At 67.2% G+C, this 25,921-nt stretch carries 30 protein-coding genes and 1 pseudogene; 17 read left to right on the top strand and 14 right to left on the bottom strand.

The window, feature by feature from the left end; translation table 11 throughout:
• The first annotated feature begins 37 nt into the window (after positions 1-37).
• The 3 genes from J0I47_RS03810 to J0I47_RS03800 are packed head-to-tail and all read left to right on the top strand — an operon-like array spanning position 38 to position 3,168.
• Positions 38-487 (top strand): MarR family winged helix-turn-helix transcriptional regulator, encoded by a 450-nt coding sequence (locus J0I47_RS03810; protein WP_294045103.1) that lies wholly within the window; start codon positions 38-40, stop codon positions 485-487.
• Entirely contained in the window at positions 480-1,583 is a 1,104-nt protein-coding gene (locus J0I47_RS03805; RefSeq protein ID WP_294045102.1) for an HlyD family secretion protein, read from the top strand. The genes J0I47_RS03810 and J0I47_RS03805 overlap by 8 nt, the downstream gene beginning before the upstream one ends.
• Positions 1,576-3,168 (top strand): DHA2 family efflux MFS transporter permease subunit, encoded by a 1,593-nt coding sequence (locus tag J0I47_RS03800; RefSeq protein ID WP_294045101.1) that lies wholly within the window; start codon positions 1,576-1,578, stop codon positions 3,166-3,168. The genes J0I47_RS03805 and J0I47_RS03800 overlap by 8 nt, the downstream gene beginning before the upstream one ends.
• Before the next feature lie 3 nt (positions 3,169-3,171).
• Here J0I47_RS03800 and J0I47_RS03795 read toward each other — a convergent pair whose 3' ends face one another.
• From J0I47_RS03795 to J0I47_RS03770, 6 genes are all read right to left on the bottom strand, one after another.
• Positions 3,172-3,606, bottom strand: coding sequence for a GFA family protein (locus J0I47_RS03795; protein ID WP_294045100.1), 435 nt, complete (start codon positions 3,604-3,606; stop codon positions 3,172-3,174).
• 31 nt (positions 3,607-3,637) lie between these two features.
• Complete coding sequence (locus J0I47_RS03790; RefSeq protein WP_294045099.1) at positions 3,638-4,048, bottom strand: type II toxin-antitoxin system VapC family toxin; 411 nt, start codon at positions 4,046-4,048, stop codon at positions 3,638-3,640.
• The gene (locus tag J0I47_RS03785) at positions 4,045-4,290 is read right to left on the bottom strand and encodes a hypothetical protein (RefSeq protein WP_294045098.1); all 246 of its coding nucleotides are present in this window, start codon (positions 4,288-4,290) and stop codon (positions 4,045-4,047) included. Before J0I47_RS03785 ends, J0I47_RS03790 begins: the two co-directional genes overlap by 4 nt.
• A 31-nt stretch (positions 4,291-4,321) precedes the next feature.
• Entirely contained in the window at positions 4,322-5,350 is a 1,029-nt protein-coding gene (locus tag J0I47_RS03780) for an aspartate-semialdehyde dehydrogenase (RefSeq protein WP_294045852.1), read from the bottom strand.
• A 67-nt stretch (positions 5,351-5,417) separates the two neighbouring features.
• Positions 5,418-6,779: a DUF418 domain-containing protein gene (locus J0I47_RS03775; protein WP_294045097.1), complete on the bottom strand. Its 1,362-nt coding sequence runs from the start codon at positions 6,777-6,779 to the stop codon at positions 5,418-5,420.
• A gap of 188 nt (positions 6,780-6,967) precedes the next feature.
• Entirely contained in the window at positions 6,968-9,208 is a 2,241-nt protein-coding gene (locus J0I47_RS03770; protein WP_294045096.1) for a DPP IV N-terminal domain-containing protein, read from the bottom strand.
• A gap of 265 nt (positions 9,209-9,473) precedes the next feature.
• On the opposite strand from J0I47_RS03770, the gene J0I47_RS03765 reads away from it, so the two are divergent.
• Positions 9,474-10,919, top strand: a complete 1,446-nt coding sequence (locus J0I47_RS03765; protein WP_294045095.1) for a hypothetical protein — start codon at positions 9,474-9,476, stop codon at positions 10,917-10,919.
• 239 nt (positions 10,920-11,158) lie between these two features.
• On the opposite strand, the gene rplS is transcribed toward J0I47_RS03765, so the two are convergent.
• Positions 11,159-11,551 carry a 50S ribosomal protein L19 gene (rplS, locus tag J0I47_RS03760; RefSeq protein WP_294045094.1) on the bottom strand — a complete coding sequence of 131 codons (393 nt, stop codon included), beginning with the start codon at positions 11,549-11,551 and terminating at the stop codon, positions 11,159-11,161.
• A 1-nt stretch (position 11,552) separates the two neighbouring features.
• Positions 11,553-12,290, bottom strand: coding sequence for a tRNA (guanosine(37)-N1)-methyltransferase TrmD (trmD, locus tag J0I47_RS03755; RefSeq protein WP_294045093.1), 738 nt, complete (start codon positions 12,288-12,290; stop codon positions 11,553-11,555).
• Between the two features lie 29 nt (positions 12,291-12,319).
• Between trmD and J0I47_RS03750 the strand changes: the two genes are divergently transcribed.
• Positions 12,320-13,249: an NAD(P)/FAD-dependent oxidoreductase gene (locus tag J0I47_RS03750; RefSeq protein ID WP_294045092.1), complete on the top strand. Its 930-nt coding sequence runs from the start codon at positions 12,320-12,322 to the stop codon at positions 13,247-13,249.
• On the opposite strand, the gene rimM is transcribed toward J0I47_RS03750, so the two are convergent.
• From rimM to ffh, 3 genes and pseudogenes are all read right to left on the bottom strand, one after another.
• Positions 13,239-13,730: a ribosome maturation factor RimM gene (rimM, locus tag J0I47_RS03745; RefSeq protein ID WP_294045091.1), complete on the bottom strand. Its 492-nt coding sequence runs from the start codon at positions 13,728-13,730 to the stop codon at positions 13,239-13,241. The genes J0I47_RS03750 and rimM overlap by 11 nt on opposite strands.
• Positions 13,731-14,002: 272 nt before the next feature.
• Positions 14,003-14,389: pseudogene (rpsP, locus tag J0I47_RS03740) on the bottom strand (30S ribosomal protein S16); the annotation flags it as partial.
• A gap of 71 nt (positions 14,390-14,460) precedes the next feature.
• The gene (gene ffh, locus J0I47_RS03735; protein WP_294045090.1) at positions 14,461-15,939 is read right to left on the bottom strand and encodes a signal recognition particle protein; all 1,479 of its coding nucleotides are present in this window, start codon (positions 15,937-15,939) and stop codon (positions 14,461-14,463) included.
• Positions 15,940-16,183: 244 nt separating this feature from the next.
• On the opposite strand from ffh, the gene J0I47_RS03730 reads away from it, so the two are divergent.
• Positions 16,184-17,782 carry an EAL domain-containing protein gene (locus J0I47_RS03730; RefSeq protein ID WP_294045089.1) on the top strand — a complete coding sequence of 533 codons (1,599 nt, stop codon included), beginning with the start codon at positions 16,184-16,186 and terminating at the stop codon, positions 17,780-17,782.
• Here the strand turns inward: J0I47_RS03730 and J0I47_RS03725 are convergent.
• Positions 17,757-18,335, bottom strand: coding sequence for a DUF924 family protein (locus J0I47_RS03725; protein WP_294045088.1), 579 nt, complete (start codon positions 18,333-18,335; stop codon positions 17,757-17,759). The genes J0I47_RS03730 and J0I47_RS03725 overlap by 26 nt on opposite strands.
• Between J0I47_RS03725 and mtaB the strand changes: the two genes are divergently transcribed.
• From mtaB to J0I47_RS03710, 3 genes are read left to right on the top strand one after another with little or no spacing between them, the layout of a single operon-like run.
• Positions 18,334-19,662, top strand: a complete 1,329-nt coding sequence (gene mtaB, locus J0I47_RS03720; RefSeq protein ID WP_294045087.1) for a tRNA (N(6)-L-threonylcarbamoyladenosine(37)-C(2))-methylthiotransferase MtaB — start codon at positions 18,334-18,336, stop codon at positions 19,660-19,662. The two genes, J0I47_RS03725 and mtaB, sit on opposite strands and share 2 nt — an antisense overlap.
• Positions 19,659-20,594, top strand: a complete 936-nt coding sequence (gene ftsY / locus J0I47_RS03715) for a signal recognition particle-docking protein FtsY (RefSeq protein ID WP_294045086.1) — start codon at positions 19,659-19,661, stop codon at positions 20,592-20,594. Before mtaB ends, ftsY begins: the two co-directional genes overlap by 4 nt.
• Positions 20,591-21,307, top strand: coding sequence for an inner membrane-spanning protein YciB (locus J0I47_RS03710; RefSeq protein WP_294045085.1), 717 nt, complete (start codon positions 20,591-20,593; stop codon positions 21,305-21,307). Before ftsY ends, J0I47_RS03710 begins: the two co-directional genes overlap by 4 nt.
• A 137-nt stretch (positions 21,308-21,444) precedes the next feature.
• Here the strand turns inward: J0I47_RS03710 and J0I47_RS03705 are convergent, their stop codons facing one another.
• Positions 21,445-22,056, bottom strand: a complete 612-nt coding sequence (locus tag J0I47_RS03705; protein WP_294045084.1) for a superoxide dismutase — start codon at positions 22,054-22,056, stop codon at positions 21,445-21,447.
• 93 nt (positions 22,057-22,149) lie between these two features.
• A complete protein-coding gene (pspF, locus tag J0I47_RS03700) occupies positions 22,150-23,160 on the bottom strand; it encodes a phage shock protein operon transcriptional activator (protein ID WP_294045083.1) in 1,011 nt (336 codons plus the stop codon).
• 147 nt (positions 23,161-23,307) lie between these two features.
• On the opposite strand from pspF, the gene J0I47_RS03695 reads away from it, so the two are divergent.
• The 8 genes from J0I47_RS03695 to J0I47_RS03660 all read left to right on the top strand — a co-directional run bounded on the left by J0I47_RS03695 (position 23,308) and on the right by J0I47_RS03660 (position 25,905).
• On the top strand, positions 23,308-23,475 hold the full coding sequence (locus tag J0I47_RS03695; RefSeq protein WP_294045082.1) for a hypothetical protein: 168 nt from the start codon (positions 23,308-23,310) through the stop codon (positions 23,473-23,475).
• Positions 23,476-23,555: 80 nt separating this feature from the next.
• Positions 23,556-24,224, top strand: a complete 669-nt coding sequence (gene pspA / locus J0I47_RS03690) for a phage shock protein PspA (protein WP_294045081.1) — start codon at positions 23,556-23,558, stop codon at positions 24,222-24,224.
• Position 24,225: 1 nt separating this feature from the next.
• Positions 24,226-24,492, top strand: a complete 267-nt coding sequence (gene pspB / locus J0I47_RS03685; protein ID WP_294045080.1) for an envelope stress response membrane protein PspB — start codon at positions 24,226-24,228, stop codon at positions 24,490-24,492.
• Position 24,493: 1 nt separating this feature from the next.
• The gene (pspC, locus tag J0I47_RS03680; RefSeq protein ID WP_294045079.1) at positions 24,494-24,871 is read left to right on the top strand and encodes an envelope stress response membrane protein PspC; all 378 of its coding nucleotides are present in this window, start codon (positions 24,494-24,496) and stop codon (positions 24,869-24,871) included.
• A gap of 27 nt (positions 24,872-24,898) precedes the next feature.
• Positions 24,899-25,210 carry a hypothetical protein gene (locus tag J0I47_RS03675; protein ID WP_294045078.1) on the top strand — a complete coding sequence of 104 codons (312 nt, stop codon included), beginning with the start codon at positions 24,899-24,901 and terminating at the stop codon, positions 25,208-25,210.
• Positions 25,211-25,221: 11 nt separating this feature from the next.
• Entirely contained in the window at positions 25,222-25,491 is a 270-nt protein-coding gene (locus tag J0I47_RS03670) for a hypothetical protein (protein ID WP_294045077.1), read from the top strand.
• An 11-nt stretch (positions 25,492-25,502) separates the two neighbouring features.
• Complete coding sequence (locus tag J0I47_RS03665; RefSeq protein WP_294045076.1) at positions 25,503-25,628, top strand: hypothetical protein; 126 nt, start codon at positions 25,503-25,505, stop codon at positions 25,626-25,628.
• 13 nt (positions 25,629-25,641) lie between these two features.
• Positions 25,642-25,905: a hypothetical protein gene (locus J0I47_RS03660; protein WP_294045075.1), complete on the top strand. Its 264-nt coding sequence runs from the start codon at positions 25,642-25,644 to the stop codon at positions 25,903-25,905.
• Positions 25,906-25,921 lie beyond the last annotated feature (16 nt).

Below are 25,921 nucleotides of genomic sequence, written 5' to 3'. Positions count from 1 at the left end.
CTTGGATTATATAAGCATGCTTATTATGTGCGTGTCCATGAGCGATTCCCTCGGTTTCCTTATCAGCGACATTTCGCGCCTGATGCGCCGCCGGTTCGACGAGCGCGCGCGTCAGGTCGGCGCGACCCGTGCGCAATGGCGGACCCTCACCACGCTCAGCCGGCACGAGGGCGTCAATCAGGGCGCGCTCGCCGAATTGCTCGAAGTCGAGCCGATCACGCTCTGCCGGATGATCGACCGGCTCGAGGAATCGGGGCTGGTCGAGCGGCGCCGCGATCCCGCCGACCGCCGCGCCTGGCAATTGTTCCTGACCGACAAGGCGGGACCGATCCTCGCCGATCTGCGTTCGATGGCGGACGATCTGTTCGAGCAGATGCTCGACGGATTGCCGCAAGCCCGGCGCGACGCGCTGGCCGACGCGCTCGACACCATCCGCGGCAACCTCGCCGCACCCACGCCCGCCACGCCGGAGGCCGCCCATGGCTGATGCCGATCCCAAGATCGATACCAGCAAGATCGATGTGAAAGCGCCGCCCGTCGTCGCCGCCAACGTGATCGAGGAAGTCGAGGCGCCCGCGCCGAAGAAGCGGCGCTGGGGTCGCCTCGCGCTGATGGCCGCCGTGCCGCTGTTGATCGCCGTCGTGGCGGCCTATTTCTACCTGACCGGCGGCCGCTACGTGTCGACCGACAACGCCTATATCGGGCAGGACGTCGTCTCGGTCAGCCCCGACGTGTCGGGCCGCATCGTCGCGGTGCGGGTCAAGGAGAACCAGCGAGTCAAGGCCGGCGACGTGCTGTTCGTGATCGACCAGCAACCGTATCAGAACGCGGTCGAGCAGGCGAACGCCGCGCTCGCCAGCGCGCGCGTCCAGGTCTCGACGCTGGCGACCGATGCCGGTGGCGCCGCCGCCGACGTCGCAAGCGCGAACGCCGACATCAAACTCGCCCAGGCGACCTACAACCGCCAGGCCGTGCTGATGAAGCAGGGATTCACGACGCGCGCCTCGTTCGACGCCGCCGCGCAACAGGTCGCCGCCGCCAAGTCGCGACTGGCGACGGCGCAGGCCTCGGTCGCCAAGGCGGAGGCGCAGGTCGGCAGCGGGACGGCCGGGTCGGGCGTCCCCGCCGCGGTGCAGGTCGCCATGGCCGAACGCGACAAGGCGCTCCTCAACCTCAGCCGCACCGTCGTTCGCGCGCCGCACGACGGCATCGTCAGCCAGACCAGCCGGCTCCAGGTCGGCAACATCACCCCGTCCGGTGTCCCGGCGCTCAGCCTGGTGACGCAGGATCCGTGGGTGACCGCGAATTTCAAGGAGACCGACCTCGCCAACATGCGCGTCGGCCAGCCGGTCGAGATGACCTTCGACGCCTATCCCGGCCTCAAGCTGTGCGGGCGCGTGCAGTCGATCGGCGCGGGCACCGGCTCGTCGGAATCGATCCTGCCGGCGCAGAACGCGAACGGTAACTGGGTCAAGGTGACGCAGCGCGTGCCGGTGCGAGTCGCGATCACCTGCAAGACCGGCCGCGCGCTCATCACCGGGCTGTCGACCGACGTGAAGGTCGACACCAAGCCCAATGGCTAGCACCGCCGCGCCGGCCAGTGACGCGTCGAGCGCCGGCCCGGCCGCGGTGCCGGCGACCCCGACATTGGGCAAGCCGCTGCTCGCCGCATCGAACAAGGGCCTGCTGACCGTCGGCATCATGGCCGCGATGGTGATGCAGATCCTCGACACGACGATCGCCAACGTCGCATTGCCGCACATGACCAGCGCGCTGGGCGCGACCAGCGATACGATCACCTGGGTCCTGACCAGCTACATCATCGCCACCGCGATCGCGTTGCCCGCGACCGGCTGGCTGAGCGAGCGGCTGGGCAGCCGCAACCTGTTCCTGATCGCGGTCGGCGGGTTCGTCTTCGCCTCGATGCTGTGCGGCACCGCGGTGTCGCTCGGCGAGATGGTAGGGTTCCGCATCCTGCAAGGCATCACCGCCGCGTTCATCAACCCGCTGTCGCAGACCGCGATGATCGACATCAACCCGCCCGAGCGACAGGCGAAGGCGATGTCGGTATGGGGGATGGGCGTGATGGTCGGGCCGATCCTGGGGCCGGTGATCGGCGGCTACCTGACCGACAATTTCAGCTGGCGGTGGTGCTTCTACGTCAACGTGCCCGTCGGCATCCTGACCTTCGCGATCCTGTGGTTCCTGTTGCCGTCGCGGCCGCGCGGCGAGCGCAAGTTCGACTTCATCGGCTTCGCGTTCGTCGGCATCGCCGTCGCCAGTTTCCAGCTGATGCTCGACCGCGGCCAGAACGCCGACTGGTTCAGCAGCTGGGAAATCGTGATCGAGGGCCTGATCGCCGTCGCCGCTTTGTGGATCGCCGTCGTCCACCTCGCCACTGCGGGCAAGCCGCTGTTCGACCGCCATCTGTTCAAGAACCGCAACCTCGTCATGGGCATGCTGTTCATGGTCATCATCGGCATTTCGACCATGGCGCCGATGGCGCTGTTGCCGCCGATGCTCCAGCAATTGTTCGGCTATCCGGTCGTCGACACCGGCATGATGATGGCGCCGCGCGGCGTCGGCGTGCTGTTCACGATGTGGCTGGCGGGGCAGTTGATGGGCAAGATCGACACGCGGATCATGATCGCGGTCGGGCTGGTCATCTTCGCCTGGTCGCTGCGCCAGATGGCGGCGTGGTCGCTGGAGATGGATTTCTGGCCGGTCATCATCGCCGGCTTCGTCCAGGGGCTGGGCATGGGCCTGGTGTTCATGCCGCTCAACAGCCTGGCCTTCGCGACGCTCGACCAGCGCTATCGCACCGACGGGTCGAGCCTGCTCAACCTGTTCCGCTCGATCGGGCAGTCGGCGGGCATCTCGATGGTCACCGTGTTCCTGGCGCGCAACATCCAGACGAGCCATGCCGACCTGGTCCAGCACATCACCGAAAAGACGATCCCCGGCGTCAACGTCAGCCAGCTCGACCAGCTGGGCGTGGCGTCCGACGCGGTGTTCGGGATGGCCGACGCGATGGTCAACCAGCAGGCGGCGATGATCGCCTATATCGACGATTTCTACCTGATGGCGTGGATCTCGGTCGCGGTGCTGCCGCTGGTGCTGCTGCTACGTCGGCCCAAGGGCAAAGTGTCGGTGGTCCACGCCGAGTAAGCGTCAGCGCATCAGCGCGGCGATGAACTGGTCGGGCGGCGCTGCCTCGGGCCAGTGAGGCACATCGTCGGGGAGCGTGACCCATGCCTGTTTGTACGCGGTGAAGATGTGCGCGCGGCAGGCGAGCTCCTCCGACCGGTCGAGCGTTCCGGCGCGGATCACCGCGATCCCGGGCCGGGCAGAGTTGGTATTGTAGACGCGAGCCAGGCACTCGCCGCAGAAACGCTGCATCGAAACGCGATCCTCGGTGGTGATTTCCCGGATCACGATTGGGCCGGCGACGCGCAGCCTGTCCTCGCGCACCAAAGCCTGCACGCTGAACGCACTACCCGATGCACGCTGGCAGATATGGCAATGGCAGGCGTAGACCCGCGGCAGATCATCCGCAGCGATTTCGTAGGTGCATGCGCCGCAGCGGCATCGGCCGGTGATGCTCAAACCGAGGGCTCCATCTTCGTTCGACTGGCGATCATTCGGTCAGTAGCCTGATGCGTTTTGCATAGCGCGACGCCGTCACGACGGCAGCGAACTTTTGGTCGGCCGTCACCAGGTCGCAGTCGCGGTCCTCCGCGAGCGCAAGATAAAGGCAGTCGTAGAAGGCGTGTTTCAACTCAAGCGCCAGGCTCATCGCCTTGTCGAGCAAGAAGGTCGACGCGACCTGCTCCGACACCATGTCGGGAAGAGCCGCGAGCGCATCGTCGATCTTTTCCCGCGGAAGATCGAAATAGCGCCCTTTCTTCGACAAAGCGCTAGCTACCTCGAACGTCAGGATGTCCGGCGCGACCGCATGGGGTTCGCTGGCGACGGACAAAATGGCGTTGGCCGATAAGGGCTCCTCGGTGAGCGTCTTGACGATCACGCTCGCGTCGAAAACCGTCATCGACTGTCACGGTCTTCGCGGATCAACAGGGTGCTGTCGCTTGCCGCGGCGGCGAGCGGCGTGTTCGCCCGCAATCGCTCGGACAAAGCAATCAGTTCCGCCTTGCTCAGCCGCGGGCGTGGACGCATCGTCGCCAGCGCCTCGCGAAGTTCCGCTTCGAGCGAGCGGCCATGACTCGCCGCCGCCTGCTTGTAATCGGCGATCAGTCCGTCATCGAGGTTGCGGATCAGGACCTGTCCCATGTCGAAATGATAGCGTTATGCTATCATTGCATCAAGCCGCCTTCTGCAGGTGCCGCCGCCCGAGCAACTCCGCGATCTGCACCGCGTTCAGCGCGGCGCCCTTGCGGAGGTTGTCGCTGACGCACCACAACGACAGCCCGTTGTCGACGGTCGGATCCTCGCGCACGCGGCTGACGAAGGTCGCGTATTCGCCGACGCATTCGACCGGCGTCACGTAGCCGCCGTCCTCGTGCTTATCGACCAGCATCACGCCCGGCGCCTCGCGCAGGATGCGCTTGGCCTCAGCGGCGCTGATCTCGTCGGCGAACTCGATGTTGATCGCCTCAGAATGCCCGACGAACACCGGCACGCGGACGCAGGTCGCGGTGACCTTGATCTTCGGATCGAGGATCTTCTTCGTCTCGACCACCATCTTCCACTCTTCCTTGGTCGAGCCGTCGTCGAGGAAGCTGTCGATGTGCGGGATCACGTTGAACGCGATCTGCTTGGTGAACTTCTTCGGCTCGGCCTGGTCGCCGACGAAGATGTTGCGCGATTGCTCGAACAGCTCGTCCATCCCCGCCTTGCCCGCGCCGGACACCGATTGGTAGGTCGCCACCACCACGCGGGTGATCGTCGCGGCATCGTGCAGCGGCTTCAGCGCCACCACCATCTGCGCGGTCGAGCAGTTCGGGTTGGCGATGATGTTCTTGACGCGATAGTCGTCGATCGCCTCCGGGTTCACCTCCGGCACGATCAGCGGCACGTCGGGGTCCATGCGATAGAGCGACGAATTGTCGATCACGGTGCAGCCGGCGGCGGCGAAGCGCGGCGCGTGGACCTTGGTCGCGTCCGATCCGATCGCGAACAGGGCGATGTCCCAGCCCTCCGGATCGAAATGATCGATGTTCTGGACCTTCAGCGTCTTGCCGGAGTCGCCGAAGTCGATCACGTCGCCGGTCGAGCGCGAGGAGGCCAGCACGGCGATCTCGTCGGCCGGAAACTCGCGTTCCGCCAGGATGTTGAGCATTTCCCGCCCGACATTGCCGGTCGCGCCCGCGACGACCACCCGATACCCCATGTCCACGCCCTTCCCTAACTACGGCGCAGTGCCTGTAGAGAAGCGGGCGGCGAAAGGGAACCGTCGATCAGGCGGCGGCGGGCACGCCCGCGTCGGCGGCGCGCGGGCGGCGCAGCGGCATCCAGCGCAGATACGACAGCGAGCGCCACGCCCATTCGAGCAGCCCGTTGGTGAAGACGCGCAGCCACAGGTTCGCGAGCAGCACTTCGAACGCGATGATCGCCAGCGCGATGCCGGTCGTCGTCGCCCAGCCGACCTGCCCCCATTTGAGCAGCCCGAACGGCGAGAACAGCAGCCACATGCCGATGAACTGCTGGAGGAAATACAGCGAGAAGGCCATGCGCCCGGTCGCCTTGAACGGCTCCAGCACGGCGCGACCCGCACGCGTCTGCATCGCGAAATTGACCAGGCCGACATGGCCGAGCCCGATCGCGATCCGCGCGAACTCGCCAGTGAACCAGATCGTCTTGGCGCCGGGCGAGAAGGCCAGCTCCTCGCTCAGCCCGATGCCACGCAGCGTCAGGCCGATGCCATAGCCGCCCGCGAGCAGCGCCAGATAGAAGCGGCGGTCGCGCCGCCCCTGGATCACGCCCCATTTCCACAAGGCGACGCCGATCATCATTGTGCACCACGCCTCCAGCACGGCCCAGACCAGCCAGTCGGAGACCAGCCCCTCCCACACCTTCCACTGATGCTTGACGTAGGACACGACACCGCCGGCATGCGCGCGCTGCTCGTCGGCGATGCGTTGTGCTGTCGCCGCACCCGGTTCGATCTTCGCGAGTTGGTCGCGCCAGTCGGCGATCGCCGCGCGGTCGCCGGGCTGGAGCGTGGCGCCAGCGTGCAGCTTCGCCGCGACGCCATCGACGCGCTGGATCAGCGCGGTGCGCTCGGCATATTCGCGCACGCCGTATTCGGGGATGCCCACCGCCGCCATCACCGGCCAGATCATACCGAGCGCGAGCAGCCATTTGGGGCTCAGCCGGCGGAACGGAAACAGGAACAGAGCGGCCAGCGCGTAGATGTGCAGGATATCGCCCGGCCATAGCAGCACGAACACGTCGACCAGCCCGAACCCGAGCAGCCAGAGGTTGCGGCGATAATAGAGGTCGGAAACGGCGACCGGCCCCTCGGGCGTCATCGCCTTCTGCGCGATCACCATCATGCCGGCGGCGAACAGGAATTGCAGCACGCACCGCTGCGTCCCCGACCAGAACAGATACTGGATGCTCCACGCGACCTGGTCGGCGCCGGTCCAGCCGATCGAACGGACGTCGCTGGCAAACTTGGCGACGGGCGCCGCCATGTACGGCACGTTGATGAACAGGATGCCCAGGATCGCGAGCCCGCGCAGCACGTCGAGCACCTCGATCCGCGCTTTCCCCTGCACCGGGGCGATCCCCGCGCCGTCCTGCCGTGCGTTAACCATGGTCGACCTCGTCACGTGACTTCAAGTGACGGGAGTTACGCGCTTTCCAGGCGTCCGACGCGCGGATTGATGGTTAGCGCGGGCGGATTCGTCGTTAATTCCCGTGCTCCTGCGAAAGCAGGAGCCCAGGATCACGGGCGGCGCACTGTTTGGCTCCGGGCTCCTGCTCTTGCAGGAGACCTCGTGGATTACCGCGCGCCGTTCTTCACCGTGCGGTCGAAGAATCGCATGATCGTCGTCCACACATGGACGTCGCGCACGGCGGCGTGAGTCTTGCCGGGATAGAACATCATCTCGAACGGGCGGTTGGCCGCCTGCATCCGGGCGGCGAAGGCGGTCGAATTGTCGAGCACGACATTGTCGTCGGCCATGCCGTGCATCAGCATCAGCGGATCGGCGATCCGGGTCGCGCCGTCGATTGCGTTCGACGCGGCATAGGCCTTGGCGTCGCGCCCCTTCGGATCGCTGCCCATGTAGCGTTCGGTGTAATGGGTGTCGTACAATTCCCACCGCGTGACCGGCGCGCCGGCGACGCCTGCCGCATAGACGCCCGGATCGGCCTCCAGCATCTTGAGCGTCATGTAGCCGCCGTACGACCAGCCGTAGATGCCGATCCGCGCCGGATCGACGTACGGCTGCGCCTTCAGCCACTTCGCCCCGGCGAGCTGATCGGCGACCTCGACCGTGCCCATCGCGTGATAGATCTGGTCCTCGTACGCCGTCCCGCGATTGGCCGAGCCGCGATTGTCGATCTGGAAGAAGATATAGCCCTGGTCGACGATATATTGCTCGAGCGGACTTTCCCACGCGCGCGTCACGGTCTGGCTGTGCGGGCCGCCATAATGCTGGAAGAACACGGGATAGCGCTTGCCCGGCTCCAGCCTGGGGGTAATCATCTCGTAATACAGCAATGTGCCGTCATCGGCCTTAATCGTGCCGAACGTCCGCTCGCGATGATTGGCGAGGTACGGATAATAGGGGTGCCCCGGCTTCACCGCATTCTCGTTGATCCAGCCCAGCCGCTTGCCGGCCGTGTCGGCGAGGTAGGTCTGCGCCGGCTGGTTCTGGTTGGAGCGCGTGACGATCAGCCGCGACGCCGCCCCGTCCATCACCGCGCGATTGACCCAACCGCGCTCGGTCAGCCGCACCGGCTCCCCCGGATGCGCCATGTCGAGAACGTAGAGCTGGTTCTCCAGCACGTCGTCCTTGGTCCCGGTGAAATAGATCCTGCCGCGCGCCTCGTCGAGGCCGACCAGCCCGGTCACCACCCACGGCCCCTTGGTCAGTTGCACCCACTTGCCGCGTACGAAGTGGTAGAGATGGGCATAGCCGTCCCGCTCCGACTTCCAGATCAGGCTGCCGTCCTTCAGCACGCGATAATCGTCGGTCAGGTTGATCCAGCTCTTCGGCCGCGCCTTCTCGCTGAACCAGATCCGCGACTTGCCGGTCGCCGGATCGACCGCCAGCACGTCGAGCACGGTCTGCTCGCGATTCTCGCGCTGGACCAGCAGCGTCTTGCCGTCGGGCGTCCAGTTGACGCGGGCGAGGTAGATGTCGCTGTCGCTGCCCAAATCGACCTTGACCCGGGCGCCGGTCGCGGGGTCGATCACCCACAATTCGACCGCGACGTTGGGCGTGCCCGCCGCCGGGTAGCGCTGGTCGAACACCTTGGTCCCGTTGGCACCGATCGCGGCGCGAGTGACGACGCCGACCCGTGCCTCGTCGAACCGCTCGACCGCGACGCGCGCGTCGCCGGGCGACCACCAATAGCCGACGCTGCGATCCATTTCCTCCTGCGCGACGAACTCCGCCTCGCCCCAGTGTACGGTGCCGGCGCCGTCCTGCGTCAGCGCGCGGGCCGCGCCGCCGGCGAGCGGCTGCACCCACAGATTCTGGTCGCGGACGAAGCTGATATAGCCGCCGGCGCGGCTGATCGCGGGGTTGAGCTGGCCGCCAGGCGTGTCGGTCAGCCGCCGCACCTTCCCGTCGAGCGTCGCGAGGTAGAGGTCGCCGTCGATCGGGACCAGGATCGACTTGCCGTCGGGCGACCAGTTGTACGCGACGATGCCTTTGTCGGCGCCGATCCGCGCGCGTTCGCGCTGCATCTTCTCGGCTTCGCTCAGTTCCGCGCCCGACCCGATCTTCTTCGAATCGACCAGCATCCGTTCCTCGCCGGTCGCGGTGTCGCGCGCCCACAGGTCGAAGCGGTCCTTCTCGTCGGCGCGGTTCTTCAGGAAGGTCAGCAACCGCCCGTCCGGCGACAGCCGCAGCGCGCGCGGCTGCGGCCCGGACAGATCGGGACTGCCGAAGATGCGGTCGAGCGTCAGGTGCGCGGGCGCCGCGGCATCAGCGGCCATCGCGCCGCTCCCCACCACCGTCAGAGCCACCGGCGCCGCCGCCATCGCCAGCCCGACCAACCATGTCCGCATATCCTCTCCCGCCCTTGTTACGTTGCCCGCGGAACCGCCGGCGAAGCGTGCTTATCGCGAGGCGACGCGGTGCCGTAAAGGGGCGACACACCGGCGCGCTTGACGAATAGCCAGGCACTCGACACCACCGTCGATCGTTATCACCCCGGCGAACGCCGGGGTCCAGGTGGGAGACTTAAGTGGCTGGCGAACCACCATATCACGACCACCTTCCCGACTGGGCCCCGGCGTTCGCCGGGGTGGCGGTAAGTTGCGGGGGCGCCGCATGACTTCCGACGAGGTCTCCCCAGCGAAGCCCGGGACCGCCCCACCGGCCGCACCCTTCGCCATCTCGCTCATCGCCCTTCTCGGCGCGTCGTTGACCGCGCTCGCTTACTGGCCCGGGTTCATGACGTGGGATGCGATCCGGCAGTACGGTCAGGCGCTGACCGGGGAGTTCGACGACTGGCATCCGCCGGCGATGGGCTGGCTGTGGCGGCAACTGACCGCGATCCATGCCGGGCCGGCGCCGATGCTGGTGGTGCAACTGACGCTCGAATGGGTCGGGCTCGCCTTGCTGGCGGGTTGGGCTTGGGCGCGCGGGCGTGGCGGGTTGGCGGCGCTGATCCTGGCCTGCGGGTTCCTGCCGTTCCCGCTCGCGCTGACCGGGGAAGTGCTGAAGGATTGCCTGATGGCGGGCGCGTTGCTCGCGGCGGCGGGCGCGCTGGCGCAGGTCGAGGGGTCGCGGCATGCGACGGTGTGGCGGATCGCCGGGCTCGCATTGCTGGTGTTCGCGGCGACGTTGCGGTTCAACGCCTTCCTGGCGACGGTGCCGCTGGCGGTCGCATTGTTGCCGCGGGCGTGGTGGCGCGGGCGTGGCCGGCTGTTGGTCGCGACCGCGGTCAGCGCCGCCGTGATGGTCGCCGCCCTCCCCGTCGCCAATCGCCTGATCGGCGCGAAGCCGAGCGGCGTCGGCCTGTCGCTGGTCATCTTCGACCTGGGCGGGATCACCCATTTCAGCGGCCAGTTCGCGTTCCCGCCGATCACCGATTTCGATGCGAGCGACGACCCCGCCGGCATCGTCAGCGCGTGCTACGATCCGTCGAAATGGGACCGCTATGCCTGGTGGGGCGCGGCCCCGTGCGACATCGGGTTCGACAATGTCGACGATGCCTTCACCGCGCAGCACATCAGCCCCTATCGCTGGTGGGCGGGCGAGATCGCGGCGCACCCCTTCGCCTATGCCGAGCACCGGCTGACGCATTTCGACATCAACGCGCGGTTGTTCTCACGCGACCTGGCCGAACGCCCGGTGCAGATCGACCCGCCGCCCAACGACTGGGGCTATCGCGTGACGCCGGGCCCGCTGCTCGGCGCGATCGATGCGGCGGCGGTGTGGAGCGCGGCGACGCCGCTCGGCTGGCCGATCCTGTGGATGGCGGTCGCGCTGGGCGTGCTGATCGCCGGGTCGGCGTCACCGTCGGCGCGTGTGTTCGTGCCATTGGCGCTGTCGTCGCTGCTCTACGGGCTAGGCTACGGGGTTTTCTCGGTGGCGTCCGAACTTCGGTACCACCTGTGGACGATCCTCGCGGCGATGATCGCGGCGCTGATCGTCGCGTCGAACCTGCTCGACGGTGCACGCGTGCCGCGGCCGCGGCTCATCGCAGCCGCCGTGCCGCCGCTGCTGATACTCGTAGCGTGTGTCGCCTGGCGAGCACTCGATCCTGCCTGATCCTTCCAATGTAGGACTTGGTGTGCCAGCTTTGCTGTGCGCTCTTTGAACCCGCCGATATCCCGACCACCGCGCCGAAGCGCGGGAAGCCTCCCGCGCGCCTCGAACGATCGGCAGGCGCGACACCTTCGTCAACGCCGCCGCCGAGCGCTACCCCCGTCAAGTTTGTCAAGTTTGGCCACGAAAAAGGGGCGCCGGATCGCGCCGGCGCCCCTCTTCAAACCGGATCGAACCGCCGCTTATTCGGCGGCGGCGGTTTCCTTGGCCGGACGCGTGTCGCGGCGCTCGGCGATGCGCGCCGACTTGCCGGTGCGGCCCCGCAGGTAATAGAGCTTGGCGCGACGCACCGCGCCCTTGCGGACGACTTCGATGCTGTCGATGTTCGGCGAATAGAGCGGGAAGACGCGCTCGACGCCCTCGCCGAACGAAATCTTGCGAACGGTGAAGTTCGACCCCATGCCCTTGTTCGAACGCGCGATGCACACGCCCTCGTAATTCTGGACGCGGGTGCGGTCGCCTTCGACCACCTTCACGCCGACCTTCAGCGTGTCGCCGGGGCGGAAATCGGGAAGCTTCTTCGCCTCAACGAACTTGGCGATGTTCTCGGCTTCGATCTGCTGGATGACGTTCATGTCATTCGTCCTTCTTCGCCTGCGCGCCAGAGGGAGGCTGGACCCGAGCACCGACATGGCGCTCCCAAAGATCCGGTCTCCGTGACCGTGTATCTGCCTCGGCCTGCGCTTTACGCCAGGCCGCGATCCTCGCATGATCCCCCGATCGCAGCACTTCGGGGATCGTGCGCCCTTCCCATTGCTGAGGTCGGGTATAATGCGGATATTCGAGGAGGCCGCTTTCGAAGCTTTCCTCGTCTCCGCTGGAAGGCGCGCCCATTACGCCGGGAAGCAGCCGAATGCAAGCGTCCAGCAGCACCAGCGCGCCCATCTCCCCGCCCGACAGGACATAGTCGCCGATCGACACCTGCTCGACGTCGCGTCCGTCGAAGATGCGTTCGTCGAATCCCTCGAACCGGCCGCACAGCAGGATCGCCCCGGGGCCGGCGGCGAGCGCGCGAATCCGCTGTTGCGTCAACGGCTTGCCGCGCGGCGTCATGGCGAGGATCGGCCGGCCCCCAGGTTCGTTGTCACTCACGCTGTCGATCGCGGCGGCGAGCACATCGGCGCGCAGCACCATCCCCGCCCCGCCCCCGGCCGGCGTGTCGTCGACCGTCCGATGCTTGTCGATCGCGAAGTCGCGGATGTTGACCGCCTCCAGCGACCACCTGCCGTCCCCCAGCGCCCGCCCCGCCAGCGACAGACCGAGCGGCCCGGGAAACATCTCGGGATAGAGCGTGAGCACGGTCGCGGCGAACATTCCCGCTCTCTGGGGCGTTGGGAGCCGCAATGGCAAGGACCGACAGCATCGAGACCGACGATTGCATCATCGTGGGCGCCGGCCCGGCGGGGCTGACCGCGGCGATCTACCTCGCGCGGTTCCACCTGCGCATCCGGCTGTTCGACAACGGGTCGAGCCGCGCCGCGCTGATCCCGCGGACCAACAACCATGCCGGCTATCCCGACGGTATCCCGGGGGTCGACCTGCTGCTGCTGATGCGGCGCCAGGCGGAGCGGTTCGGCGCGGTGCGTGAGGAAGCGCATGTCGATGCGGTCGAGCGCGATGGCGACGGCTTCGTCGTACGGATCGGCGACCGTACGGCGCGTGCCCGCACGGTGCTGTTGGCGACGGGCGTCGTCAACAACCGCCCCGACATGCCGCGCGACCTGCACGACGCGGCGCTGGCCAAGGGGCTGATCCGCTATTGCCCGATCTGCGACGGCTACGAGGCGAGCGACCAGCGGATCGGCGTGATCGGGACGGGCGACCACGGCATGCGCGAGGCGTTGTTCCTGCGCGGTTTCTCGAAGCATGTGACGCTGGTCGCGCCGGGCGCCGCGCACGACCTCGACGATGCCTGCCACCGCGCGCTCGACGAGGCGGGAATCGCGCATGTCGACGGTCCCTGCACGCCGATCACGGCGCACGACGACGGCATCGGCGTCGTGACCGCGGCCGGTCCGCGCCGCTTCGACACGATCTATCCGGCGCTGGGCTCGGTGATCCGATCGGAACTGGCGGTAGCGGCCGGCGCTCATGCCACCGACGAGGGTTGCCTCGAGGTCGACAGCCACCAGCGCACGTCGGTGCCCGGACTGTTCGCGGCGGGGGACGTGGTCAAGGGGCTGGACCAGATCAGCCACGCGATGGGCGAGGCCGGCGTCGCCGCGACGGCGATCCGCAACCTGCTGGCGGAACGCGCGCCGCTCAGGCGGTAGCGAAGGCCGCGGTCACGACCAGCCGATCGGCGTCCCAGTCGGGAACCGCCTCGGCGCGCATCGGCACCATGAAGCGTTTGCCGCCCTTACCGTCGAGCGGCGGCCGTTCGATCTCGATGACGTCGCCGGCGCCAAAATTCTCGACCGCGACGACGGTGCCGAGCGGCTCGCCGGCATCACTGACGGCGGCAAGGCCGATCAGGTCGGCATGGTAATATTCGCCCTCGCCGAGCGGCGGCAGCGCCGAGCGGGGGACGGTGAGTTCGGTGCCGCGAAGCGCTTCGGCGGAATTGCGGTCAGCGATCTCGGCAAAGCGCGCGATCGCACCTTGCGGCGTGATGCGTAGCGACCTGGCGGTCAGCGCGCCGCCGTTGAAGGTCCTGAACGCCGTCAAATCGTCGGCGAACACCTTGAGCCGGACCTCCCCCGTCACGCCGTGCGCGCCGGTGACGACGGCGAGCGTGACGGGGGCGTCGGACATTCGGCTCAGCCCTCGGCCGGAGCCTGGGCGCTCTCGCTCTCGGCGGCCTTGGCGGCGTCGCCGGCATCGCTGTCGGGGGTCGCTTCGTTGGCGTCGGCGACCGGCGCTTCGGCGGCGGGCGCTTCGGCGGCCGGAGTCTCCTCGGCGGTCGCTTCGGCGACGGCCTCGGCTTCCGGCGTCGGTTCGGCCGTGGCGGCCTCGACCTCGGCGGCGACGACCGCTTCGGCTTCCGCGTTCGAGCCCTCGGCGGGGGCTTCCTCGGCGGTCACTTCCGGCTCGGGCGCCGGCGTGTTCTTCGCTTCCTCGGCAGCGGCGGCAGCGGCGGCGGCCTTCTCGGCCCGCTCCTCGGCGCGCTCGGTGGCCTTCTCGCCCGGCTTGCCCTTATTCGGGTTGTTCTTGGCGGCACGCTCACGGACGCCCGCCGCGTCGAGGAAGCGCGCGACGCGGTCGGTCGGCTGCGCGCCGACGCTCAGCCAGTGCTTGGCGCGGTCGGCGTCGAGCTGGACGCGCTGATCCGAATCCTTGGCGAGCAGCGGGTTGTAGTTGCCGATCTTCTCGATGAACTTGCCGTCACGCGGGCTGCGCGCGTCGGCGACGACGATGCGGTAATACGGGCGCTTCTTCGAGCCGCCACGCGAAAGACGAATGCTGAGTGCCATGGTAGTTTCTTCCTTACTTCAAAGCGTTGGTTGACTGGATCCCGGCCAGCGCCGGGGTGACGGCGTCGCCGTCATTTCTTCTTCACGTTCATGAAATTCTGGAACCCCGGCGGTATCTTCGCGCCGGTGCCGGGCAGGCCGGGCAAGCCGCCCATCTGGTTCATCGCATCGCCGAGCTCGGGCCCGCCCATCGCGTTGCCGAGACCGCCCATTCCACCCTTGCCCAGCATCGCCATCATGCCCTTCAGGCCGCCCATCTTCTTGATGCGCTTCATGGCGGTGGCCATTTCCTGATGCATCTTGAGCAGCTTGTTGACGTCCTGCACGGTGGTGCCGGAGCCCTTGGCGACGCGAATCTTGCGCTTGGCGTTGAGCAGTTCGGGCTTGGCGCGCTCCTTGGGCGTCATCGAGGTGATGATCGCGTCCATCCGCAGCAGCACCTTGTCGCCGCCGACCTGATCGACCGCGGCCTGCGCCTTCTTCATGCCAGGGATCATCCCGGCCAGCGCGCCGATCCCGCCCATCTTCTTCATCTGCTGAAGCTGGCCGCGCAGGTCGTTCATGTCGAACTGACCCTTTTGCAGCCGTTGCGCCATGCGCTCGGCGTCTTCCTGCTGGATCGCCTCCGCCGCGCGCTCGACCAGCGAGACGACGTCGCCCATGCCGAGGATACGGCTGGCGACGCGCGACGGGTGGAAGCCCTCCAGCGCGTCGAGCTTCTCGCCCGTGCCGGCGAACTTGATCGGCTTGCCGGTGACCGCGCGCATCGACAGGGCGGCACCACCGCGGGCGTCGCCATCCATCCGGGTCAGCACGACGCCGGTCAGCGGCACCTGCTCCGTGAACGACTTGGCGACGTTGACCGCGTCCTGGCCGGTCAGGCTGTCGACGACGAGCAGGATTTCCTGCGGCTGCGCGATGTCGGCGACCGCGCGCATCTCGTCCATCAGGGCCTGGTCGACGTGGAGGCGACCGGCGGTATCGAGCATCAGGACGTCATAGCCCTGGAGCTTCGCCGCCTGGAGCGCGCGCCGCGCGATGTCGACCGGCTGCTGTCCCGCCACGATCGGCAGCGTCGCGACCTCGGTCTGCGTGCCGAGCACTGCCAGCTGCTCCTGCGCCGCCGGGCGATTGACGTCGAGCGACGCCATCAGCACCTTCTTGCGGTCGCGGCCCGCCAGGCGCCTGGCTATCTTCGCGGTGGTGGTGGTCTTGCCCGACCCTTGCAGGCCGACCATCATCACGACGGCCGGCGGGGTCACGCCCAGATTGAGCTCGCTCTCGTCCGCGCCGAGCATCGCGACCAGCGCGTCGTTGACGATCTTGACGACCTGCTGCCCCGGCGTGATCGAGCGCAGCACGTTCTGACCGATCGCCTGTTCGGTGACCGTCTCGACGAAATCACGCGCGACGGGCAGCGCGACGTCCGCCTCGAGCAGCGCCACGCGCACCTCGCGCATCGCCGCCCGCACGTCCGCCTCGGTCAGCGCGCCACGGCCGCGCAACCGGTCGAAGACGCCGCCAAGACGATCGCTCAGGCTGTCGAACATAAACCAATCACTCCTCTGCCGATCTTCGAAACGCAAAATACGCCGGCGGACGAAACCTCGTCGGCCGGCGTCACCACATGGGGTGCCAATCTCGCGTTCGCAAAGGGAACGGCTGCCGGGCGCAATACAGCCTTCGCCGCGAAAAGCAACCGGTCGGCGCCTTAACCCCTTCTTGACCCTGGCGGTGCGAGAATCGCCGCACGGCCTGCCGCATGCGCGGTGGCGACCAAGGGGACGAGCGGGGATGAGCGAACCGGTGGCGGCACGGCGCGACGTGATTGGGGGTGCGATCACGATCGCGGCGATCGTGATGTTCGTCGGCACCGGCAGCGCGGCGCTGTCGATGGTCGTCTCCAACTACATGGCCGGCAAGGGCGACGCCGACCAGACGCTCATCATCGCGATGTTGCTCAACGTCGCACTGATCCTGTTCGGATGGCGGCGGCACCGCGATTTGACGCGCGAATTGCTGCAACGGTCGGCGACCGAGGAACGCGCGACCGTGCTGGCCGCGACCGATCCGCTGACGGGGCTGCTCAACCGCCGCAGCCTCGCCGAGCAGGGCGCGGCGATGGTCCTAAACGCGGAGCGCCGCAACAAGGCGCTGGCCGTGCTGATGCTCGACCTCGACCATTTCAAGACGGTCAACGACATGCACGGCCACACCGTCGGCGACACGTTGCTGCGCGCGATCGCGGTGGAGATCGCGGCGATCCTGCCCGACCAGTCGCTGACCGCGCGGTTCGGCGGCGACGAGTTCGCCTGCGCGATGCTGTTCGATGCCGGCCATCCCGACAGCGTCGAGCGAGTCGCCGAATTGCTGGTGTCGCGGCTCGCGCAGCCGTTCGTGGTCGACGGGCTGACGCTGTCGATCACCACCTCGATCGGCATCGCCAAGAGCGGCGCGGACGGCGCGACGATCGACGCGCTGCTGCGCTCGGCCGACATCGCGCTCTATGCCGCCAAGAACGGCGGTCGCAATCGCCATGCCTGGTTCGACCTGTCGATGGAGCGCGAGTTGCAGGCGCGCAACGAGATGGAAAGCGCGCTGCGCCTCGCCGTGCCGCGCGGCGAGATCGTTCCCTATTTCGACCAGCAGATCGACCTGACCACAGAGCGGCTGACGGGATTCGAGGTGCTCGCGCGCTGGGAGCATCCCGGGCGCGGGCTGGTCGAGGCCGAGCAGTTCGTCGGGATCGCCGAGGAAACCGGGATGATCGCCGATCTGTCGATCGCGGTCATGCGCCAGGCGTTCGTCGCCGCGCGCGACTGGCACCCGACGCTGACGCTGGCGGTCAACGTGTCGCCGTGGCAGCTGCGCGACGCGTGGCTGGCGCAGAAGATCATCAAGCTGCTGACCGAGACTGGCTTCCCGCCGCATCGGCTCGAGGTCGAGATTACCGAAAGCGCGCTGTTCGAGAACATGGCGCTGGCGCAGTCGATCGTCGGCAGCCTGAAGAACCAGGGCGTGAAGCTGGCGCTCGATGATTTCGGGACCGGCTATTCCAGCCTAGCGCACCTGCGCGCCTTGCCGTTCGACCGGATCAAGATCGACAAGAGCTTCGTCATGTCGCTGGCCGATAACCCGGAAAGCGCGGCGATCGTCAACGCGATCGCGCGGCTGGGCGACAGCCTCAACCTGTCGATCACCGCCGAGGGGATCGAGGACAAGGCGACCGAGGAACGGCTGCGCGCGCTGGGCTGCGCCCGCGGGCAGGGCCATGTGTTCGGGCGGCCGATGTCGGAAGGAAATGCGCGTCGCCTGCTCGCCGAGCGCCGGTTGCTGACCGCGGCGTCCGACGACGAGACCGAGCTCGTTACCAGCCGGCGCCTGGCTGGCTGAGATACTCTTCCTCCTCCGGCGTCGACCGTCGCCCCAGCGCGGCGTTGCGCGAGGGGAACCGGCCGAAGCGTTCGATCACCGCACGATGATCGACCGCGTAGCGCAGCGCTTCCGCGTCGCCGGTCTCGGCCATCAGGCGGACGCTGTCGTTCTGGTCTGCCAGTGCCTCCGAATGCTCGAACGGCAGATAGAGGAACTGCCGCTCCAGCCCGCTCATCCCGGTATCCCAGCCATTCGCCACCGCCAGCCTGGCGAGCCTGAGCGCAAGGCCATCGCCCTCGAACGCCCGCGCGCTGCCGCGATGCATGTTGCGCGAGAATTGATCGAGCAGGACGATCGCGCCGAGCAGGTCGACCGGATCGTCGGTCCACCCGGCCGCGCCGCTCGCCAGCACGTCGTCACGCCACGCGCCGAACCGCTCCGCGATCGTCGCGTCGAGCGCCGAATCCTTGGCGAACCGCTTCGCCGCCGGCGTCTCCTCCAGCCAGAAGCGCAACACCGCCCGCGCCTTATCGTGGACTTGGGCAGCGCCCTCCCCTAGATCACCCGCCATGTCGTCCCTTCCGCAGCCCGAGGTCATCAGCCTGGGGTGCCGCCTCAACATCGCCGAAAGCGAAACGATCCGCGGATTGCTCGGGGATCGCGATGTCGTCGTGGTCAACAGTTGCGCCGTCACCAACGCGGCCGTCAAGCAGACCCGCGCGGCGATCCGGCGGGCACGGCGCGCGCGGCCGGGCGCCATGCTGGCGGTGACGGGATGCGCGGCGCAGATCGACCCTGTCGGGTTCGCCGCGATGCCGGAGGTCGATCGCGTGATCGGCAACAGCGACAAGCTGTCGGCGGATGCCTGGGCGGCATCCGACACATTGATCGTCCGCGACATGGCGCGCGTCACCGAGATCGCGCCGCATCTGGCCGTCGCGATCGACCAGTCGCGCGCGTTCGTCGAGGTGCAGAACGGCTGCGACCATCGCTGCACGTTCTGCATGATCCCGTTCGGGCGCGGACCGAGCCGCTCGGCCCCCGCGGGCGCGGTGCTCGACGCGATCGAGCGCATGGTTGCGGCGGGCAAGCAGGAGGTGGTGCTGACCGGGGTCGACCTGACCAGCTACGGCCACGATCTGCCGGGGAGCCCGACGCTCGGCAGTCTGGTCGAACGTATTCTCGCGCGCACGGCGCTGCCGCGGCTGCGCCTGTCGTCGATCGACGCGCCGGAGATCGACGATCGCTTGTTCGCCTTGCTGACCTGCGAGCCGCGCGTGATGCCGCATCTGCACCTGTCGCTCCAGGCCGGCGACGACACGATCCTGAAGCGGATGAAACGCCGCCATTCGCGCGCCGACGCGGTCCGGCTGGTCGCAGATCTCAAGGCTATTCGACCCGAAATCGCCATCGGGGCCGACCTGATCGCCGGCTTCCCGACCGAGGACGAGGGCATGGCCGCCAACACCCTAGCGCTGATCGACGATTGCGACATCGTCCACGCCCACATCTTCCCCTATTCGCCCCGCGTCGGCACTCCCGCTGCCCGCATGCCGCAGGTCGCATCCGAGCTTCGCCGCGCCCGCGCCGCGCGGTTGCGCGAGGCGGCGGGGCGGCGCAAGGCGGCCTGGCGCGACGACCTGATCGGCACGAAACAGGAAATATTGGTCGAGGCGCCCGGCGATCGGGGTCATTCCTCTAGCTTCGCCGACGTATCCCTCGACAAGACCTATCCCGTCGGCTCGATCATTGAGGCCGTACTGGACTCAGCCAATATCCGTCATCCCCGCAAGAGCGGAGACCCAGCTTCCGCGCCGTCAACTTCGGGACACGGTAGCGAGATGGGTCCCCGCTTTTGTGGGGGTGACGATGAAATAGAAGTGACTGCGACCGCATGAGCACCTCCCCTTCCTGGCACCAGCGGCTGCTCGGCGGCTTCAAGCGGACGTCGGACCGTCTGGTCGGCAACCTTGCGGGACTCGGCACCGCGCGGCTCGACGAGGCGACGCTCGACGAGATCGAAGAGGCGCTGATCGCCGCCGATCTCGGCCCCGCCATCGCCACGCGCATTCGCGACCGTCTCGCCGAGGGCAGCTTCGAGCGGAACATGGAGGAACTCGGCATCCGCCTGGTCGTGGCCGAGGAAATCGAGAAGACCCTCGCCAAGGTCGCCAGGCCGCTCGAGATCGAAGCGTTTCCGCGCCCGCAGGTGATCCTGGTAATCGGCGTCAACGGCTCGGGCAAGACCACGACCATCGCCAAGCTCGCGCACCTTCTACAGGAGCAGGATTACGGCGTGATGCTGGCAGCCGGTGACACGTTCCGCGCGGCGGCGATCGGGCAGTTGCAGACCTGGGCCGACCGCGTCGGGGTCGATCTGGTCAAGGGTGCCGAGGGCGGCGATGCCGCCGGCATCGTGTTTGAAGGCGTCAAGCGCGCGACCGAGAAAGGAATCGACGCGCTGATCGTCGACACCGCCGGGCGGTTGCAGAACAAGCGCGAGCTGATGGACGAACTGGCGAAAATCCGCCGCGTGCTCGGCCGCATCAACCCGGCGGCGCCGCATGACGTGATCCTGGTGCTCGACGCAACGACCGGCCAGAACGCGCTCAACCAGATCGCGGTATTCAAGGAGATGGCCGGCGTGACCGGGCTGGTCATGACCAAGCTCGACGGTACCGCACGCGGCGGTGTGCTGGTCGCGGCGGCCGAGCAATACGGCCTGCCGATCCACGCGATCGGCGTCGGCGAGAAGGTCGACGACCTGCGCCCGTTCGATCCGAAGGAAGTCGCGCGGATCATCGCGGGCGTCGAGGAGCTGGTACGATGAGCGGGGCCGCCAAGGGTTCGCCCAAGGGATCACCGGGCCTGCGCCTCGCGATCGACTATGCGCCGCTGCTTACGTTCGTCGCGATCACCTTCTTCGCGCCCGACCTGCCGCTGATGAAGCTCGTCGCGCACGTCACCAACGGGCTCGACGGGATGGAGCGGATGAAGGCGATCGTCATCGCCCGCGTCATCTGCGCGACCGCCGGCTTCATCGTCGCTACAGTTATCGCGATGATCGTCGCGCAGGTGAAGCTCGGGTCGATCTCGCCGATGCTGTGGATTTCGGGCGTGCTGGTCGTCGTGTTCGGCGGTCTGACAATCCATTTCCACGACCCGAGCTTCATCAAGATGAAGCCGACCTTCGTGTACCTGCTGTTCGCCGGCGTACTCGCGTTCGGGCTGCTGACCGGGCGCCCGCTGCTCCAGCAACTGCTGGGCACGGCGTATCCGGGGCTGAGCGAGGAAGGATGGCGCAAGGTGACGCGCAATTGGGCGATCTTCTTCGTCGTCATGGCGCTGCTCAACGAAGCAGTGTGGCGCGCGACCGCACCGAATGCGAGCGATCCGATCACGTTCTGGGCGGGCTTCAAAATCTGGGGCGCGATCCCGCTGACGATGCTGTTTGCTGCGGCGAATGTGCCGATGATGCTGCGGCACGGGTTGATGGCGGAGAATGGGAGCGATGCCGCGATTACGGAACTGCCGCCGGAATGAGAAATCCTCTCCCGACGGGAGAGGGTAGAGCCGCTTCTGCGGCGAGGGTGAGGATTAAGTCGAAACGCTGTCGACCTGCCCTTACCCCGCGCCGCTGACGCGGCTTGCCCCTCTCCCAATGGGAGAGGGGTTGAGGCTCAACCCACCGCTTCGTCGTAGCGGCGCCCGGCCTCGTCCCAGTTCACCACATCCCACCACGCCTTCAAATAGGCGGCGCGGTCGTTGCGATAGGTCAGGTAATATGCGTGCTCCCACACGTCGTTGCCCAGGACCGGCGTGCCCTTGTCCTTGGCGTCGTCCATCAGCGGATTGTCCTGGTTCGGCGTCGACGTTACCTTCAACGCGCCCGACGAATCCGCGATCACCCACGCCCAGCCCGAACCGAACTGGCCTGCGCCCTTCGTGTTGAAATCCTCCTTCAGCTTGTCGAGCCCGCCATAGGCGTCGACCGCCTCGGCCAACTTGCCCGACGGCCGGCTTGACCCGGCCGGGGCCATGATCTTCCAGAAGAAATCGTGGTTCCAGTACCCGCCGCCATTGTTGCGGACCAGCGGCGGCAGCGACGAGATCATGCCGAGGATGTCCTCGATCGACTTGCCCGCCAGCTTCGGATCGGCGGCGACGCCCTCGTTCAGCTTGTCGGTATAGGCCTTATGATGCTTGTCGTGGTGGAACTTCATCGTCTCTTCGTTGATGGTCGGCTCCAGCGCGTTGTAGTCATAGGGTAGCGGCGGAAGTTCGAAGGCCATCGGAGCATCTCCATCGGTGAAGGGTTCGCGTCGCAAAACGCAGGCCCCCGTCAAATGGGTCCGGCGGTATCGTTGCGCAAGCGATTCTGTCGGTCAACTCGGCAACAGGTCGTGGCGACGTAGCGCATGGCGCAACTGGTCGTAGCTCAGGCCCAGCGCATCGGCGGTGTGGCGCTGGTTGAAGCGGTTGGCGGCAAGCGCCTTGGCCAGCACGTCGCGCTCGAACCGAGCGACGCGCGACTTGAAATCGCCCGGCTCGGCATCGAGCGGCGGCGGGGCAAGCGTCTCGGTCCGTTGCGGCGCGGGCATCGAGGAGACGGCGAGCGCGCCCGGTCGATGCGGCGACTGGAAGGGATCGAATTCGATCGCGGCGATCGGTCCCGGTTGGTCCCAGCGATAGACCGCGCGCTCGACGACATTGCGCAGTTCGCGCACGTTACCCGGCCACGGATAGTCGATCAGCGCCGCCGCCACCTCGGCCGAAAACCCTTCCCAGTCGCGCCCCATCTCCGCCGCCATGCGCCGCCCGAAATGTTCGGCGAGCACGCCGATATCGCCCGGACGCGCGCGAAGCGGCGGCAACGTCACCACCTCGAAGCTCAGCCGGTCGAGCAGGTCGGCGCGGAACTGATGCTTCTCGACCTTGTCGGGCAGATGCTCGTTGGTCGCCGCCACGATGCGGACGTCGACGCGGATCGGGTGCGACGCGCCGATCCGCGTGACCTCGCCATATTCGACCGCGCGGAGCAGCCGCTCCTGTGCCGCCATGCTGAGCGTGCCGAGCTCGTCGAGGAACAGCGTGCCGCCGTCGGCCTCCTCGAACCGCCCCGCCCTTGCCTTGGTCGCGCCGGTAAAGGCACCCGCCTCGTGCCCGAACAGTTCGGCTTCGATCAGGGTTTCGGGCAGCGCGGCGCAGTTCATCACGATCAGCGGCTGGTCCCAGCGTGGACTGAGGCGATGCAGGCGTTCGGCGACCAGTTCCTTACCGGTCCCACGCTCACCGATCACCAGCACCGGACGGTCGAGCGCCGCCGCGCGGCTGGCGCGTTCGAGCGCGTCGAGAAAGGCACCCGATTGGCCAATGACTTGAGTAGTTCGCTCCATTGCCAACATCTGGCGTAGATCACCAACCGTTGGCAACCGGTAAACATCGTCGCGCTATCGCGTATGGCAAGAAACGGCGGATTTCTGCGGCTTTTCGCAATTGGCACGCCGGATGCAATGCATGGGACAACGCCGACATCGGCGCGAATGAAGCATCAGGGAGTGAAGACAATGCAGTCGGTTTCGAACCTCGGTCGCACGCTCGTCGTGGTCCTGGCAACGCTGGTCAGCGGTTCCTCGCTGATGCTGGCGGCACTCGGCCCCGGCCTGACGCAGACCGCTTCGGCTCAGGTTGCCGCCACGCAGCGCGCGTGACGGCCACGGCCGGGGCGGGCGCCCCCTTGCCGCCCGCCCCGGCTTCCACCCAGTCAGCGTAATCAGGAGTAGACATCACCATGGGCATCTTTTCGCGAACCCGCGACATCATTGCCGCCAACTTCACCGACCTGCTCGAAAAGGCGGAAGACCCGGCGAAGATGATCCGCATGATTATCCTCGAGATGGAGGAGACGCTGGTCGAGGTCCGCGCGTCCGCCGCGCGCACCATCGCCGACCAGAAGGAAATGCGCCGGCACATCACCAAGCTGACCGGTCTGGAGGAAAGCTGGACCGAGAAGGCGGAACTCGCGCTATCGAAGGACCGCGAGGATCTGGCCAAGGCGGCCTTGGTCGAGCGCCAGAAGGCGACCGACATGGTCGCCGAGCTGAGCCAGCAGATCACCGTGCTCGACGACGCGCTGCGCGGGTCGGAAGAGGACATCGCCAAGCTGCAGAAGAAGCTGAGCGAGGCTCGCAACCGCCAGGCGTCGATCGCGACGCGACTGGAAAGCGCGAACAACAAGTTCCGCTTGCGCGAAGTGTTCTCGGCCAGCCGCACGCAGGACGCGTTCTCGCGCTTCGACGTGCTCGAACGCCGCGTCGATCTCGCCGAGGGCCGCGCCGACGCGCTGAGCCTGGGCGGCCAGCCGAAGACGCTGGAGGAAGAGATCGCCGAGCTGAAGGCGTCCGAAAAGGTCGATGCCGAACTCGCCGCGCTCAAGGCGCGCATGAACAAGGGGTCGTGAGATGGAGGACGTACTCATCCCCGTAATGGTCTGCGGCATCCTGTTCATCGGATTGCCCTGGATCGTCCTCCACTACGTCACGCAGTGGAAGAAAGCGCCGCGCATCACCAACGAGGACGAGAAGCTGCTCGACGAGCTCTACACCCTCGCCCGCCGTCTCGAAGATCGCGTCACCACGGTCGAACGCATCATCGCCGCCGACCATCCGGACTGGAAGTCGAGCACCCCGCTCGCGACCGACCCGACCGACTATCTCAGGAGGAACTAAGATGTCCGCCAGCCGCACCAAATTCTACCTCGACAAGCAGAACGGCAAGTTCCTGGGCGTCTGCGCCGGTATTGCCGACTATACCGGGATCGACGTCACCATGGTCCGCATCGGCATGGTCGCGCTGACCCTGTTCGCCGGCGGAACGATCGTCCCGGTCTACTTCATCACCGCGTGGCTCGCGCCGTGCAAGCCGCTCGGGCTCTACGACAGCGCCGACGACGCCAAGTTCTGGCAGGGCGTGCGTACCAATCCGAGCCGCTCGACCGCCGAAGTCCGCTCGAAGTTTCGCGATCTCGACCGCCGGCTCGCCGACATCGAGACGATGTACACCAGCCGCAACACCCGGCTGGCCGACGAAATCGACAGCCTGCGCTGAACCGAGCGCAGGCCAGGGAGAACGACAATGCACGACGGCCAACTCTTCGTCCTCGCCATCATCGGCATGGGTATCTTTGGCGGGATCATCAAGATGGCGATCCGGGCCAAGCACGGCCTGCCACTCGAAGACCGCAACCATCGCCGCGGCCGCCGCTACGACAGCGGCAGCGACGACCTGGAAGCGCAGCGCAAGATCGAGCTCCTGTCGAGCGAGAACGAGCGCCTGACCGGCCAGATCGGCCGGCTCGAGGAACGCCTCCGGGTGCTCGAGCGCATCGCCACCGATCCCGCCGAGCGCGTCGCTCGCGAGATCGAAGAACTCCGCACCCGCGACTGAAAGGAAGCGTCATGAGCCCCTTCATCATCCCGGTCCTGGGCATCAGCTGCGGCTTGGTCGCGATCATCGGCGGCGTCTTCGTGAAGCCCTGGTTCGCCTACCGCCACCGCCAGCTGGAGATCGAAGGCGACAAGGTCGCCGAGAAGGCCGCCCAATATGCGGCGCAGACCGAACGGCTGGAACAGCGGGTCCGCGTCCTCGAACGCATCGTCACCGACCGCGGCATCGACGTCGCGGATGAAATCGAAAAGCTGCGCGACGAACCGTCGCCGCTCAACTGAGGGAATCCATCATGGGCTTGATTATCTTCGCCGCGATCGTCGCGGTGCCGGCGGCGATCGCCGTCTGGCTGGCCGAACGGGTCGACCGCCCCCGCCGCCGCGCGATGCGCGACGCGCAGGTCCACCCGGCCGAATAAGGAGCGCACGACCATGGGCTGGGCCGAAATGACGGTGGTGATCGTCGCGATCGTGATGATCGGCAGGGTGCTGAAGGCACGCTACGACCAACAGGACCGCAGCGACACCGCCGAGGAAATCGAAACCCGCCGCGCCGAGGAAGAGGTCCGCCAGCTCAAGGAGCGGATCGCCGTCCTGGAGCGCGTCATTACCGACACCAACGGCGCCAGCAACCTCGACCGCGAGATCGAGGCCCTGCGCGACGGCAACCGCGACCGCGGCCCGACCGGCCGCTGACTTTCGAACGGAGACG

The organism is Sphingomonas sp. (assembly GCF_017304635.1).
In the GTDB taxonomy this organism is placed as follows: Bacteria; Pseudomonadota; Alphaproteobacteria; order Sphingomonadales; family Sphingomonadaceae; genus Sphingomonas.
Note: the sequence above shows the minus strand (reverse complement) of the source record. Positions and strands in the feature narration are given on the sequence as shown.

Coding starts and splice junctions, on each gene's coding strand:
- J0I47_RS03730 (WP_294045089.1), top strand. CDS start 16,184: ATGAGCGAACCGGTGGCGGCACGGCGCGACGTGATTGGGGGTGCGATC.
- J0I47_RS03665 (WP_294045076.1), top strand. CDS start 25,503: ATGGGCTTGATTATCTTCGCCGCGATCGTCGCGGTGCCGGCGGCGATC.
- J0I47_RS03695 (WP_294045082.1), top strand. CDS start 23,308: ATGAAGCATCAGGGAGTGAAGACAATGCAGTCGGTTTCGAACCTCGGT.
- J0I47_RS03670 (WP_294045077.1), top strand. CDS start 25,222: ATGAGCCCCTTCATCATCCCGGTCCTGGGCATCAGCTGCGGCTTGGTC.
- J0I47_RS03785 (WP_294045098.1), bottom strand. CDS start 4,290: ATGGGACAGGTCCTGATCCGCAACCTCGATGACGGACTGATCGCCGAT.
- trmD (WP_294045093.1), bottom strand. CDS start 12,290: ATGTTCGCCGCGACCGTGCTCACGCTCTATCCCGAGATGTTTCCCGGG.
- J0I47_RS03725 (WP_294045088.1), bottom strand. CDS start 18,335: ATGGCGGGTGATCTAGGGGAGGGCGCTGCCCAAGTCCACGATAAGGCG.
- rplS (WP_294045094.1), bottom strand. CDS start 11,551: ATGAACGTCATCCAGCAGATCGAAGCCGAGAACATCGCCAAGTTCGTT.
- rimM (WP_294045091.1), bottom strand. CDS start 13,730: ATGTCCGACGCCCCCGTCACGCTCGCCGTCGTCACCGGCGCGCACGGC.
- J0I47_RS03780 (WP_294045852.1), bottom strand. CDS start 5,350: ATGGGGTATCGGGTGGTCGTCGCGGGCGCGACCGGCAATGTCGGGCGG.
- pspA (WP_294045081.1), top strand. CDS start 23,556: ATGGGCATCTTTTCGCGAACCCGCGACATCATTGCCGCCAACTTCACC.
- J0I47_RS03765 (WP_294045095.1), top strand. CDS start 9,474: ATGACTTCCGACGAGGTCTCCCCAGCGAAGCCCGGGACCGCCCCACCG.
- J0I47_RS03675 (WP_294045078.1), top strand. CDS start 24,899: ATGCACGACGGCCAACTCTTCGTCCTCGCCATCATCGGCATGGGTATC.
- J0I47_RS03805 (WP_294045102.1), top strand. CDS start 480: ATGGCTGATGCCGATCCCAAGATCGATACCAGCAAGATCGATGTGAAA.
- J0I47_RS03705 (WP_294045084.1), bottom strand. CDS start 22,056: ATGGCCTTCGAACTTCCGCCGCTACCCTATGACTACAACGCGCTGGAG.
- J0I47_RS03660 (WP_294045075.1), top strand. CDS start 25,642: ATGGGCTGGGCCGAAATGACGGTGGTGATCGTCGCGATCGTGATGATC.
- pspF (WP_294045083.1), bottom strand. CDS start 23,160: ATGGAGCGAACTACTCAAGTCATTGGCCAATCGGGTGCCTTTCTCGAC.
- mtaB (WP_294045087.1), top strand. CDS start 18,334: ATGTCGTCCCTTCCGCAGCCCGAGGTCATCAGCCTGGGGTGCCGCCTC.
- J0I47_RS03775 (WP_294045097.1), bottom strand. CDS start 6,779: ATGGTTAACGCACGGCAGGACGGCGCGGGGATCGCCCCGGTGCAGGGG.
- pspC (WP_294045079.1), top strand. CDS start 24,494: ATGTCCGCCAGCCGCACCAAATTCTACCTCGACAAGCAGAACGGCAAG.
- J0I47_RS03790 (WP_294045099.1), bottom strand. CDS start 4,048: ATGACGGTTTTCGACGCGAGCGTGATCGTCAAGACGCTCACCGAGGAG.
- J0I47_RS03770 (WP_294045096.1), bottom strand. CDS start 9,208: ATGCGGACATGGTTGGTCGGGCTGGCGATGGCGGCGGCGCCGGTGGCT.
- J0I47_RS03710 (WP_294045085.1), top strand. CDS start 20,591: ATGAGCGGGGCCGCCAAGGGTTCGCCCAAGGGATCACCGGGCCTGCGC.
- J0I47_RS03750 (WP_294045092.1), top strand. CDS start 12,320: ATGGCAAGGACCGACAGCATCGAGACCGACGATTGCATCATCGTGGGC.
- J0I47_RS03810 (WP_294045103.1), top strand. CDS start 38: ATGAGCGATTCCCTCGGTTTCCTTATCAGCGACATTTCGCGCCTGATG.
- ffh (WP_294045090.1), bottom strand. CDS start 15,939: ATGTTCGACAGCCTGAGCGATCGTCTTGGCGGCGTCTTCGACCGGTTG.
- pspB (WP_294045080.1), top strand. CDS start 24,226: ATGGAGGACGTACTCATCCCCGTAATGGTCTGCGGCATCCTGTTCATC.
- ftsY (WP_294045086.1), top strand. CDS start 19,659: ATGAGCACCTCCCCTTCCTGGCACCAGCGGCTGCTCGGCGGCTTCAAG.
- J0I47_RS03800 (WP_294045101.1), top strand. CDS start 1,576: ATGGCTAGCACCGCCGCGCCGGCCAGTGACGCGTCGAGCGCCGGCCCG.